Raw genomic sequence first — 12945 nt, forward strand, 5'->3', positions numbered from 1 at the left:
AAGTGTGCCGGTTCACCCTTCCCAGGGTGATGGGGCACCTGAATCGCTAACCCTCCTGCACCTGGAGGGATTTGTCGTTGTGTTCGAGCTGCCTGGGCAGGCCTCTGACAGGATCAATAGCAAGGGTGGTGCCAAAATGCCCATGAAGGGTGCAAAGGCCGTATTTGCTAGGGATTAATGCCCAACGACAGGGCGATTTGGCTGAGGAAGGCTGGCGGATTTCCGCCTGGTGGCGGGATTTGTACAGGGGTGTTGGCGGGAATCCGCCCATTGCGGTTTGCCTGTGCCGGTCTCTTCGCGGGTTTACCCGCGAAAGGGCCGGCAGCGCCAGCGAATCATTCGAGGTTGAAGGTGATCCTGAACGCCGCCCCACCCAAGGGCGAATCCCCAAGGCTCAGCTCGGCGTCATAGCTGTCGACGATGTCCTTGACCACCGCCAGCCCGATGCCCTGCCCAGGATGCTGGCTGTCCAGCCGCTCGCCGCGCTCCAGAATGCGCTCACGCTGATCGGCAGGCACCCCCGGCCCATCGTCCTCGATACACAAGGTCAATTGCCTGGGCGCCTGCTCCAGGCTCACCCGCACCTGGCCCAGGCTCAGGCGGTAGGCGTTTTCCAGCAGGTTGCCGAGCATTTCCAGCAAGGCGCCCTGCTCCATCGGCACTTGCGCCGCATCGGGCAGTTCCAGGGCCACGTTTACCCGCTTGTCCCGGTAAACCTTGGCCAAGGTGCTGCACAGGCTATCCAGCAACGGTCGCAACATCACACTGTGGCGCACCAGGCCACTCTTGCGCAGGCTGGCGCGTTGCAGTTGGTAATCGATCTGCTGGCTCATGCGCTCGATCTGGCTTTGCAACACCCACGCCTGCTCGCGCTCGCCGCTACGCTGCTGCAGGCTTTCGCCCACACCTTGCAACACGGCCAACGGCGTCTTCAGGCTGTGCGCCAGGTCATCCAGCGAATCGCGGTAGCGCGTGCGCTGCTCACGCTCACTGCGCAACAGGCGGTTGAGCGAGCGGGTCAGGCGCAGCAGCTCGCGAGGGTGCTCGCCGCTCAGGCCATCACGCGCTCCCGACTCCACTTCGTCCAATTCGTGGCTAAGCCGACGCAACGAGCGCAAGCCCCAGGTCAGGCCAGCCCAAAGCAGCGCCATCAGCGCCAGCAAGGCTGCACCAAAGCCAAGATAGAGCTTTTCCCGCAGGCCGTTGAGGGTGGCCTTGTACTCGCTCACAGGTTGCAGGGCGACAATGCTGTAGGCGGCGCTCTGACCTCCCAGCAGCTTGATCTCGACGTCATAGACGAAGAACTCTTCGCCATCGCCCTGGTGAATACGGGCGAACTCGTTGCCGCGCCCGTCATAACGCGGGCGGTAGTTGATGTGCCGGTCAGCAGTGGCGCGCGATTGCCAGACCAGGTTGCCGTCGCGATCGAATATGTAGCCAAGCAGGCCGGTGTACGGCAGGTTGTAGCGCTCGTCCGGCAGCAGGGTCGGCATCTGCAACTGGCCATGTTCGATGCGCGCGGCGGATATCAGCGTGGTCACATCCGAGGCCAGGCGTTGCTCGATCGACTCCTGCAAGGCCAGGCTGAACGCCTTCTGCAAGGCTGGCAGCAGCGCCAGCATGAACAGCAGCGCCAGCACGGCGGCGGCCAGCATCAAGCGCACCCGCAGGGAGCGGATCATCGGCAGCGCTCGGTGAACAGGTAGCCCAGGCCGCGCACGGTGTCGATGGGTTTGAAGCCGCGCTCGCCCTCAAGCTTGCGGCGCAGGCGGCCGACCAGCACTTCGATGACATTCGGGTCGCGCTCCTCATCCCCCGGGTACAGCTGCTCCATCAGGCGGTCCTTGGCCACCACCTGCTGATGATGGCGCATGAGGTATTCGAGAATGCGGTACTCGTAGGCAGTGAGCGCCAGGGGCTGCTCGTCGAGGGTGGCCTGCTTGCGATTGAGGTCGAGCACCAACGGGCCTGCGGCGATGGTCGACTGGGTGAAGCCGCTGGAGCGGCGCAACAGGGCATTCAGGCGTGCTTCCAGCTCTTCGAACTGGAACGGTTTGACCAGGTAGTCGTCGGCACCGGCGGCCAGGCCCTCGACCTTGTCCTGCCAGTTGCCACGGGCGGTGAGGATGAGAATGGGGAAGGTCTTGTCCTGGCTGCGCAGGCGCGTGATCAGCTCAAGTCCACTGATGCCGGGCAGGCCCAGGTCGATGATGGCCAGGTCGAAGTGGTACTGCCCGGCCTGGTACAGCGCCTCCTCGGCATCGGCGACCGCCTCGACCACATGGCCGCTTTCGCCCAGGCGGGTGTAGAGGTGATGGCGAAGCAGGGCTTCGTCCTCGACCACCAGCAGTTTCATGTGCAACTCCTTATATGTATTGCCTGTAGCGGCCCTTTCGCGGGCTTGCCCGCGAAAGGGCCGCTACAGGATAACGCGGCTCGCCCGTCAGAACTTGTAGCTTGCAGCCAGGTAGGTCTGCGCACTGCTGGTCAGGCGCAGGGTGCCGTCTTTCGGCCCACCACGCTCACCCACTTCGGTCGCGGCATTGGTACGCAGGTAACGGTAGCCCAGCTCCACCGAAGCCTTGTCGGTGATGTCCTGGATCACGCCGGCCTGAAGGCCGTAGGCATAACCGTAGTCGGTATCCCGGCTGGCGCCTGGCGAGTCCTGGGTGAGCTTGGTCATGCCCAGGCTGCCACCGCCGAACAGTTTGGTGGTATCGCCCACCGGCAGGAACAGGTCGTAGCTGCCCAGCAGGTTTTCCTGGCGCAACTTCAGGCCACTGTGATCACCCGAGACGTTGTCGTAGGTCATGTAGTAGCGGCCCTGGTCATTGATCTTGCCCACACGTACACCCCAGGTGTCTTCCTTGCCGATGATGCCATCGGCGTTGAGCTGGTCGGTGTTGCGCTGCAGCAGGCCGGACTTGCGAACCTTGTCGCTGGTCTGGCCGTAGGTCAGGCTGGCGAAGTTGTCGTCGGCGGCCTGGGCAGTGGTGATGCCAGCGGCACAGACGGCCATGGCGGCAAGCAGGGTGTTGAAGGTTTTCATGGCGGGTTACTCCAGTTGGGTGCGCTGTTTCGGTCTGGAAGCTAGAGTAAGGAGGGCACCCTGAACCGCGACTGAACCCTGGCTGAACCCCGGCTGAACGAACTGTCTGCAAGACAAGGAGTAGTAAAGATGCGTGCCCTGCTGGCCCTGACCCTGATGTGCAGCGCCTCCCTCGCCCAAGCGGCGATAGTGACCCGTGAAATTCCTTACCAGGACGCCGACGGCAAGCGTTTGATCGGCTACTACGCCTATGACGATGCAGTCCAAGGCAAGCGTCCGGGTATCGTCGTGGTGCATGAATGGTGGGGGCTGAACGACTATGCCAAGCGCCGCGCCCGTGACCTCGCGGCCTTGGGCTACAGTGCGCTGGCCATCGACATGTATGGCGACGGCAAGCACACCGAGCATCCGCAGGATGCCCAAGCGTTCATGGCCGAAGCGATGAAAGACCCGGCGGCTGCCGCCGAGCGCTTCGACGCCGGCCTGAAACTGCTGGAACTACAGCCTTACACCGACAAGAGCAGCTTAGGTGCCGTCGGTTACTGCTTCGGCGGCAAGGTGGTGCTCGATGCAGCACGACGCGGCGTGGACAAGCTCGATGCCGTGGTGAGCTTCCACGGTGCACTGGCCACGCAGACGCCGGCCCAGGCCGGCAAGGTGAAGGCCTATGTACTGGTCGAGCACGGCGCCGCAGACAGCATGGTCACCGAAGAGCAGGTCAATGCGTTCAAAGCGGAAATGGACGCGGCCAAGGTCAACTACCAGTTCGTCAACATTCCGGGGGCCAAGCATGGCTTCACCAACCCGGATGCCGACCGCTTGAGCCATGGTGAGCATGGCGGGCCGGACATTGGCTACAACAAGGCGGCGGACGTGAGTTCTTGGGCGGATATGCAGGCGTTCTTCAAGCAGGTGTTCAAATAGAGATCGCCGGGGCCGCTTTGCGGCCCCCTGCTATACCACCTCCCACACCGCCGCTGCGGCTGGCACAATAGCCCCCATGAACACTCTCCCCGCCTGCTGCGCCCCACTCCAGCACCGCTGGCCCTTGCCCCGCCCGCTGCCCGGCGCGGTGCTGGTCAGTTGTGCCTTCGACCCTGCCTGCCTGGCACCCGACGACTTCCAGCGCGCCGGCGTCGTGCCCAGCGCCAGCCTGCAACGCTCGGTGGCCAAGCGCCAGGCCGAGTACCTGGCCGGTCGCGTATGCGCCCGCGCTGCGCTGCAGCGCCTGGACGGTCGCGACTACATACCCGGCACCCATGAGGACCGCTCGCCGATCTGGCCGGCGGGCATCCACGGCTCGATCACCCACGGTAAAGGCTGGGCCGCCGCCGTGGTCGCCGCCGAGGGCAGCTGCCAGGGACTGGGCCTGGATCAGGAGGCCTTGCTGGATGACGAGCGCGCCGAACGGCTGATGGCCGAAATCCTCACCCCGCCCGAACTCGAACGCTTGGACCGCCGTCAACTCGGCCTGACGGTCACCCTGACCTTCTCGCTGAAGGAAAGCCTGTTCAAGACCCTCTACCCGCTGACCCGCCAGCGCTTCTACTTCGAGCACGCCGAAATACTGGACTGGTCCACCGAAGGCCTGGCCCACCTGCGTCTGCTCACCGATCTGTCGCCGCAGTGGCGCCAAGGCGCCGAGTTGCAAGGCCAGTTCAGCCTGCAGGACGGCCACCTGCTCAGCCTGGTCAGCGTCTGACCCTTACAGCGGTGCCTGTTGTCGCGGCCAGTTCAGGCTGAAGCAAGCGCCGCCCAGTCTCTCGCTACGCCCCACCGTGGCCCGGCCCGCGTGCCAGTAAATGATCCGCCGCACAATCGACAGGCCCAGGCCATGCCCACCCGACGCCCGGGTGCGGCTGTCGTCGAGGCGGGTGAACGGGGTGAAAATACGGTCCCAGAAACCCTCGGGGATCCCGGGGCCGTCATCTTCCACGTCGATGCGGCAGCGTTGCTGCCCCAGCTGGTAGCTCAGACGCACTTCGGACTCGGCATGGCGCATGGCATTGCCGACCAGGTTCTGCAGGGCCCGGTGCAAGTAGCGGGGTTCGGCCTCGACCCAAGCGCCTTCGGCATCCGCGCCCTGGCAATCGCCGCGCACCACCCGCACTCCGGCACGCAACGGGGCCAGTTCTTCGATCACCCGGTCGAGCAAGGCATCCAGGTCGACCCGCTGGAACTTCAACGCTGGCGCGCCCTGTTCCAGACGCGCGTAAGTCAGCATCTCGTCAACCAGCTTGTCGAGGTCCTGGATATCCCCGTCCATGCCCGCCAGGTGCTTGGCCCGCGCCTGTTCGGTGGTGGCCGTTTCGATCATCTCCAGGCCAAAGCGCAGCCGCGCAACCGGCGTGCGCAGCTCGTGGGACACCGCCCGCACCAGCTCGCGCTGCATGGTCAGTGAGCGCTGCAGATGCTCGGCCATGCCGTTGAAGGCAGCGGCCAAGCGTCCTACAGAGTCGGCGTCACCGGCGGGAACTCGGGTGTCCAGACTACCTTGGGCAATACGTGTGGCTGCAACCTCCAGGCCCGATACACGGCGTTCCAGCTGGCGCACCAGCAGGTAGACCACCAGGCCGATCAGGCACAGGCCGAGGAAGGCGATCAGAATCAGCAACTGCGGTGGATACGGGTTGAGCTGGTACAACGGGCCGATTTCCAGCACCCAGGGCGAGCCTGCCAGCCCGGCAAACACACGGATCGAGTCGCCATCACTCCCCAACGCCATTACTGTGTCACCCTCCTCGACCCGACGCCGCTGGTCATCATCCAGGCTTACCCGCTCGATACGCTGCAGGGCGACGCCGAAGCCGAAGCCCTTTTCCTGCTTGATCTGTGCCAGCCGCTGCTGCTGCTCGGTGACCGGGTAGCGCACCAGTTCGTCAGCCAGCAAATAAAGGGTGGCCCGCGCCAGCTGCTCGCTGATCTGTTTGATCTGCGCGACCAGCATCAAGTCTTCCTGGCCGACCTTGCGCAGCACTTGCGCCGCATGTGGCCCCGTCTTCTCGACCACCACCAGGCCACGGTAAAGGCGCGCCCGCTGGCCGCCGTCGAGGCTGCGTGCGGTCATCGGCTGCAGCGCCAATGGCACGCCGAGCAGGCGCTCCCAGATCAGCAACGAGCGTTTGCGTTCGGTTTCATTCTGCATGGCCAGGTTGTCGGCCATCAGGCTGAGGGTGCCCTGGGCCAGGCCCTCGCGGTGCTGGGCTGCGCGCACTTCGTTGACCAGATGCAGGCTGAGCACGCCGAGCAGCGCTACCAGCACCAGCACCGCCAACATGCCGCCGTAGATACGCAGGAAGATCGAGTTGTTCATGGCGCCTCGCCGACAAACAGGTAGCCCTTGCTGCGTAGCGTCTTGATCAGCCGGGGCTGGAGCGGGTCATCGCCAATTTTGGGGCGGATTTTCGAGATGCGGATGTCGATGGAGCGATCCTGGCCGTCGTAGCCCACACCACGCAGCGCAGTGAAGATCTGCTCACGAGTCAGGACACGACCAGCGTTGCTGGCCAGCAGCCAGAGCAGGTCGAATTCGGCGCCGGTCAGTTCGATCAGTTGCTCGCCAAGGCGGGCCTCACGCAGGCGGTTGTCGATACGCAGCGCGCCAAAGACCAGGTCCTGGCGCTTGCTGTCCACGGTTTCGCTGCGGCGCAGCAGGGCCTGGATGCGCGCCAGCAGCAGGCGCGGGCGTACCGGCTTGCAGACATAGTCGTCGGCCCCTAGGTCCAGGCCCTGGACCTGATCGAGTTCGTCGCTGCGGGCGGTAAGCATCAGGATCGGGCCGGGGTATTGGCTGCGCACCCTTCGGCAGATGCTCAGGCCGTCCTCGCCGGGCAGCATCAGGTCGAGGATGACCAGATCGGGCTGGCCGTCGACGATGCGCCGTGCTGCCCGGGCGCCATCGCCCTCGACGCTGACCTCGTAGCCATTGGCCTGCAGGTACTCGGCGGTGAGCTCGGCCAGGCGCTGGTCGTCTTCGACAATGAGGATACGCGGTACGGGGTGGTCCATGGCCTCTGCCTTTGCGTGTTGTTTTTGTGTTGCCTGTGCGGGACCTTTCGCGGAATTACCCGCGAAGAGGCCGATACAAGGAACATAACCCTTTAACCAAAAGGCAACATCCCCCCTGGATACTCAGTAGCACCTCCGGCGCTGCCAACCCGCCCGAAGCCCCTCGACTGAACCGTTTTTTGTGATAGCGTTCGCGCCCGAAAAAAACTGCCCTGGGGCAGCAAGGCGCAGAAAAATACTGCAAACCACTTGGCACAAGGCCTACAGCGAATACCCACCATTCACCCACAAAGTACGCACACGTTATCCACAGGCGCTCGCCTTGCAAACACCCCGATACCGCATTATCTTGTATCCCGATCGCAGCGAACCACTACATATTGGGGTTCGTGCAAAATCACACACAAAAGTCAACCCGCAAAATCGAGCGATTTTCCGGGCTGAACTTCAGGTGATTTCAGCAGCCAAACCGCTCCTGCGGAGGCGACCGAGGCAAGCCCTTCCAGGGCCTTGTTCGGGTATGAGTGTTGCAGGCAACGCCAGGCACTCATCAGCACCGGTTTTTGGGTTTACCACCTAGAACCTTTGACTTCGGCCAGGGAGCGGCAAGCTATTGCCCCTTATTCCTGAGTCTGTCCCGAAGTCGGTACGCCCGCGCGGGCGGATGCGCATGCATTGCGCATCCCCGCCGGGGCATCGAGCAAGTGGACGGAACGGTGGGCGCCCAAAAGGCGCCTGAACACTATAGAAACTGTGGAGACACCCACCCATGCAAACCGACACAACTCGCGAGAACCCGCAAGCCAAGGTGCCGCAGGCCGCCGATTCCAATCAGGATCTGGCCGCCACCGCACCTGGCCAACTGCGCGTGATCAAGCGCAACGGCACTGTCGTCCCTTACACTGACGACAAAATCACCGTGGCCATCACCAAGGCGTTCCTCGCAGTTGAAGGCGGCACCGCTGCCGCTTCGTCGCGCATCCACGACACCGTCGCGCGCCTGACCGAACAGGTTACCGCCACGTTCAAGCGTCGCATGCCATCGGGTGGCACCATCCACATCGAAGAAATTCAGGACCAGGTCGAACTGGCCCTGATGCGCGCCGGCGAACAGAAAGTCGCCCGTGACTACGTGATCTACCGAGACCAGCGTGCCAAGGAGCGTGCCACCCGCGCCAACACCGACGCCGTGGTCGAGCCGCACCCGAGCATCCGCATCACCCTGGCTGACGGCAGCCTGGCGCCGCTCGACATGGCGCGCCTGAACACCATCATCAGCGAAGCCTGCGAAGGCCTGGCCGAAGTCGATGGCGACCTGATCCAGCGTGAAACCCTGAAGAACCTGTACGACGGCGTGGCCATCAAGGACGTCAACACCGCCCTGGTGATGACCGCCCGTACCCTGGTAGAGCGCGAGCCGAACTACTCGTTCGTCACCGCCCGCCTGCTGATGGACACCCTGCGCGCCGAAGGCCTGGGCTTCCTGAATGTAGCCGACAGCGCCACCCACCACGAGATGGCTGACCTGTACGCCAAGGCCCTGCCGGCCTACGTCGCCAAAGGTATCGAGTTCGAGCTGCTGAACCCGGCCCTGGCCGACTTCGACCTGGAAAAACTGGGCAAGGCGATCAACCACGAGCGCGACCAGCAGTTCACCTACCTGGGCCTGCAGACCCTGTACGACCGCTACTTCATCCACAAGGATGGCGTGCGCTTCGAGCTGCCTCAGGTGTTCTTCATGCGTGTGGCCATGGGCCTGGCGCTGGAAGAGAAAGAAAAAGAAGCCCGTGCGATCGAGTTCTACAACCTGTTGTCGTCCTTCGACTACATGGCCTCGACCCCGACCCTGTTCAACGCCGGCACCCTGCGCCCGCAGCTGTCCAGCTGCTACCTGACCACCGTGCCAGACGACCTGTCGGGCATCTACCACGCGATCCACGACAACGCCATGCTGTCGAAATTCGCCGGTGGCCTGGGCAACGACTGGACCCCTGTGCGTGCACTGGGCTCCTACATCAAGGGCACCAACGGCAAGTCCCAGGGTGTTGTACCGTTCCTGAAAGTGGTCAACGACACCGCCGTTGCCGTGAACCAGGGTGGCAAGCGCAAGGGCGCCGTATGTGCCTACCTGGAAACCTGGCACCTGGACATCGAAGAATTCATCGAGCTGCGCAAGAACACCGGTGATGACCGCCGTCGTACCCACGACATGAACACCGCCAACTGGATCCCTGACCTGTTCATGAAGCGTGTCTTCGATGACGGCAAGTGGACCCTGTTCTCGCCTTCGGAAGTGCCAGACCTGCACGACCTGACCGGCAAGGCCTTCGAAGAGCGCTACGAGTACTACGAAGCCCTGACCGAGTACAACAAGATCAAGGTGTTCAAGACCATCCAGGCCAAAGACCTGTGGCGCAAGATGCTGTCGATGCTGTTCGAGACCGGCCACCCGTGGCTGACCTTCAAGGACCCGTGCAACCTGCGTTCGCCGCAGCAGCATGTGGGCGTGGTCCACAGCTCGAACCTGTGCACCGAGATCACCCTGAACACCAACAAGGACGAGATCGCGGTCTGCAACCTGGGCTCGATCAACCTGCCGAACCACATCGTCGACGGCAAGCTGGACACCGCCAAGCTGCAACGCACCGTGAACACCGCCGTGCGCATGCTCGACAACGTGATCGACATCAACTACTACTCGGTGCCGCAAGCGCGTAACTCGAACCTCAAGCACCGCCCGGTCGGTCTGGGCATCATGGGCTTCCAGGACGCACTGTACCTGCAGCACATCGCCTACGGCTCCGACGCTGCCGTCGAGTTCGCCGACAAGTCGATGGAAGCGGTCAGCTACTTCGCCATCCAGGCGTCCTGCGACCTGGCCGACGAGCGTGGCGCCTACGAGACCTTCCAGGGCTCGCTGTGGTCCAAGGGCATCCTGCCACTGGATTCGCAACAGATCCTGATCGAAGCCCGTGGCCAGAAGTACATCGACGTCGACCTGAACGAGACCCTGGACTGGGCGCCAGTGCGTGCCCGCGTACAAAAAGGTATTCGTAACTCGAACATCATGGCCATCGCGCCAACCGCGACCATCGCCAACATCACCGGCGTATCGCAGTCGATCGAGCCGACCTACCAGAACCTGTATGTGAAATCGAACCTGTCGGGCGAGTTCACCGTGATCAACCCGTACCTGGTCCGCGACCTGAAGGCCCGCGGCCTGTGGGACTCGGTCATGATCAACGACCTGAAGTACTACGACGGTTCGGTGCAGCAGATCGAGCGTATCCCGCAAGAGCTGAAAGACCTGTACGCCACTGCGTTCGAAGTGGAAACCAAGTGGATCGTCGATGCTGCCTCGCGTCGCCAGAAGTGGATCGACCAGGCTCAGTCGCTGAACCTGTACATCGCTGGTGCTTCGGGCAAGAAGCTGGACGTGACCTACCGCATGGCCTGGTACCGTGGTCTGAAAACCACCTACTACCTCCGTGCCCTGGCCGCGACCAGCACCGAAAAGTCGACCATCAATACCGGCAAGCTCAACGCTGTTTCCAGCGGTGGCGACAGCGCCCCGGTCCAGGCAGCCGGCCCAGCGCCAGTGCCGAAGGCCTGCGCGATCGACGAGCCTGACTGCGAAGCCTGCCAGTAAGGCCTGAATGCCGCGCGGGGTGCCTACGGGTGCCCCGCGCGGCATTTTTGTATCTGCGTCACTGAGAAGCCCTGCCCTTTTCCCGCTGCGTATGCGGTTCGGTAAAAGGACTGGACCTCTCTAAAAAGGACGCAAGCCCATGGCGCGGAAAAAAGTGGCAACTCGCAAGATTGGCCGTAACGCAGAAACCGGCCGCTTCACCTCGGTCGAAGCAGCACGCAAGCAGCCCAAGACGCACATTGTCGAAACGCTGCATACCCACCGCAGCTAGTGTTGCCGGGCCTCATCGCCGGCAAGCCCGCGCTGAGGCCCGTTCGGCTAACACGCCCTTTGACAAAAACACCATATGATGTGTCTCGAAATTTAAACTGGCACAACATATAGGTTGGCGCTACACTCTCCCCCCGTAGACGAACACAGCCATTTCGTGAACGGACGCACGCAAAACCGGTCGAAAAAGTTACCCTCGCCAGCAACACACGCGCCCCGATCGAAGGTGAATTCCGGTATACTTTGCGCCCTCTGAAAAGAGCACCATTCAATTGTCCTGGCCCCTCCCCGAGGCCTGGCCAGGTACAAGTCAGAACACATTCAGATGTAAACGAGAGTCAGCCTCTCGAGCTGATCATTTGCCCATTGGCCGTGCGTCAGGCATCACATTCTTAAAATCCAACCGGTTGCCCCAGGGCGACCCTCAAGCAGGAGCCAATCACCATGCTGAGCTGGGACGAATTCGACAAGGAAGACGGCGAAGTAGCCGCCAAAGGCAACACCCCTGCGCAGGCCGCTGCCGCCGCCACCCTCGACAAGCTCGACAGCGCCGGTGGTGCCGCCGCCCTGGAAGCCCGTGCTGCCACTGCGTCTGACTCCGAAGCCGTCAAACGTGCCAAGGCCGCCCTCGACGCCCTCGACGTTGCTGAAGGCCTGGCCGAGCTGGAAGGTTCCTCTGCCCGCGTTGCGGTAGACGAAAAGCGCATGATCAACTGCCGCGCCGACCTGAACCAGCTGGTACCGTTCAAGTACGACTGGGCCTGGCAGAAGTACCTGGACGGCTGCGCCAACCACTGGATGCCGCAAGAGGTCAACATGACCGCCGACATCGCCCTGTGGAAGAGCCAGGACGGCCTGACCGAAGACGAGCGCCGCATCGTCATGCGCAACCTCGGCTTCTTCTCCACCGCCGACTCGCTGGTTGCCAACAACCTGGCCCTGGCCGTGTACCGCCTGATCACCAACCCGGAGTGCCGCCAGTACATCCTGCGCCAGGCCTTCGAAGAGGCGATCCACACCCACGCCTACCAGTACTGCATCGAGTCGCTGGGCATGGATGAAGGCGAGATCTTCAACATGTACCACGAGATCCCGTCGGTCGCCAAAAAAGCCGCCTGGGGCCTGAAGTACACCCGCGCCATCTCCGACCCGGAGTTCAACACCGGCACCGTCGAAACCGACAAAGAGCTGCTGCGCAACCTGATCGCTTACTACTGCGTACTGGAAGGCATCTTCTTCTACTGCGGCTTCACCCAGATCCTGTCCATGGGCCGCCGCAACAAGATGACCGGCGTGGCCGAGCAGTTCCAGTACATCCTGCGTGACGAGTCGATGCACCTGAACTTCGGTATCGACGTGATCAACCAGATCAAGATCGAGAACCCGCACCTGTGGGACGCGGCGATGAAGGAAGAAGCGACCCAGATGATCCTGCAAGGGACCCAGCTGGAGATCGAATACGCCCGTGACACCATGCCTCGCGGCGTACTGGGCATGAACGCGGCGATGATGGAGGATTACCTCAAGTTCATCGCCAACCGTCGTTTGACCCAGATTGGCCTGAAAGAAGAATATCCAGGGACTACCAACCCGTTCCCTTGGATGAGCGAGATCATGGACTTGAAGAAAGAGAAGAACTTCTTTGAGACGCGGGTGATTGAGTATCAGACGGGTGGTGCGTTGAGCTGGGACTGATCGTCCGGGCTGAGCATCGAGAAGGCTGCCGAATGGCAGCCTTTTTTATTGGCCAGAAAATGGCCGAATGACTCAGGTTTGGGCGCCATAAGCCAAGCCTAGCGAACAGCTGGGCCTGCCGCGTGACAACGGACACCAAGAAGCGATACTTACATCGCTATCTTGGAGGTTGCCATGTCCCCGGTTTGAAATGTAAACGATGTCTCCGGTTTGTACCGCGGGCAAGCCCGCCCCCACAGTGATGCGCCAACTTTTAGAATGTGTGCAAGACCGT

10 protein-coding genes are annotated in these 12945 nt (G+C 62.5%); 5 read left to right on the forward strand and 5 right to left on the reverse strand.

What is annotated here, in order from left to right; translation table 11 throughout:
• Positions 1–335: 335 nt before the first annotated feature.
• The 3 genes from QQL85_RS14475 to QQL85_RS14485 form a co-directional block, all read right to left on the reverse strand.
• A complete protein-coding gene (locus QQL85_RS14475; RefSeq protein WP_284354217.1) occupies positions 336–1682 on the reverse strand; it encodes an ATP-binding protein in 1347 nt (448 codons plus the stop codon).
• Positions 1679–2356: a response regulator gene (locus QQL85_RS14480; RefSeq protein WP_087502856.1), complete on the reverse strand. Its 678-nt coding sequence runs from the start codon at positions 2354–2356 to the stop codon at positions 1679–1681. Before QQL85_RS14480 ends, QQL85_RS14475 begins: the two co-directional genes overlap by 4 nt.
• An 87-nt stretch (positions 2357–2443) precedes the next feature.
• Positions 2444–3049, reverse strand: coding sequence for an outer membrane beta-barrel protein (locus tag QQL85_RS14485; protein ID WP_284354218.1), 606 nt, complete (start codon positions 3047–3049; stop codon positions 2444–2446).
• A gap of 129 nt (positions 3050–3178) precedes the next feature.
• Between QQL85_RS14485 and QQL85_RS14490 the strand changes: the two genes are divergently transcribed.
• Both QQL85_RS14490 and QQL85_RS14495 read left to right on the forward strand, forming a co-directional pair.
• Positions 3179–3973, forward strand: a complete 795-nt coding sequence (locus tag QQL85_RS14490; RefSeq protein ID WP_284354219.1) for a dienelactone hydrolase family protein — start codon at positions 3179–3181, stop codon at positions 3971–3973.
• A 76-nt stretch (positions 3974–4049) separates the two neighbouring features.
• Positions 4050–4751, forward strand: a complete 702-nt coding sequence (locus QQL85_RS14495; RefSeq protein WP_284354220.1) for a 4'-phosphopantetheinyl transferase family protein — start codon at positions 4050–4052, stop codon at positions 4749–4751.
• 3 nt (positions 4752–4754) lie between these two features.
• On the opposite strand, the gene QQL85_RS14500 is transcribed toward QQL85_RS14495, so the two are convergent.
• Positions 4755–6362, reverse strand: coding sequence for an ATP-binding protein (locus QQL85_RS14500; protein WP_284354221.1), 1608 nt, complete (start codon positions 6360–6362; stop codon positions 4755–4757).
• Positions 6359–7057 carry a response regulator transcription factor gene (locus tag QQL85_RS14505; protein ID WP_284354222.1) on the reverse strand — a complete coding sequence of 233 codons (699 nt, stop codon included), beginning with the start codon at positions 7055–7057 and terminating at the stop codon, positions 6359–6361. Before QQL85_RS14505 ends, QQL85_RS14500 begins: the two co-directional genes overlap by 4 nt.
• Before the next feature lie 769 nt (positions 7058–7826).
• Here QQL85_RS14505 and QQL85_RS14510 point away from each other — a divergent pair.
• The 3 genes from QQL85_RS14510 to QQL85_RS14520 all read left to right on the forward strand — a co-directional run bounded on the left by QQL85_RS14510 (position 7827) and on the right by QQL85_RS14520 (position 12671).
• Positions 7827–10706 (forward strand): ribonucleoside-diphosphate reductase subunit alpha, encoded by a 2880-nt coding sequence (locus QQL85_RS14510; RefSeq protein ID WP_284354223.1) that lies wholly within the window; start codon positions 7827–7829, stop codon positions 10704–10706.
• 139 nt (positions 10707–10845) lie between these two features.
• Positions 10846–10977 (forward strand): hypothetical protein, encoded by a 132-nt coding sequence (locus QQL85_RS14515; protein ID WP_256589582.1) that lies wholly within the window; start codon positions 10846–10848, stop codon positions 10975–10977.
• 443 nt (positions 10978–11420) lie between these two features.
• Entirely contained in the window at positions 11421–12671 is a 1251-nt protein-coding gene (locus tag QQL85_RS14520) for a ribonucleotide-diphosphate reductase subunit beta (RefSeq protein ID WP_003254823.1), read from the forward strand.
• Positions 12672–12945 lie beyond the last annotated feature (274 nt).

The sequence above is a fragment of the Pseudomonas putida genome (assembly GCF_030159595.1).
In the GTDB taxonomy this organism is placed as follows: domain Bacteria; phylum Pseudomonadota; class Gammaproteobacteria; order Pseudomonadales; family Pseudomonadaceae; genus Aquipseudomonas; species Aquipseudomonas putida_AC.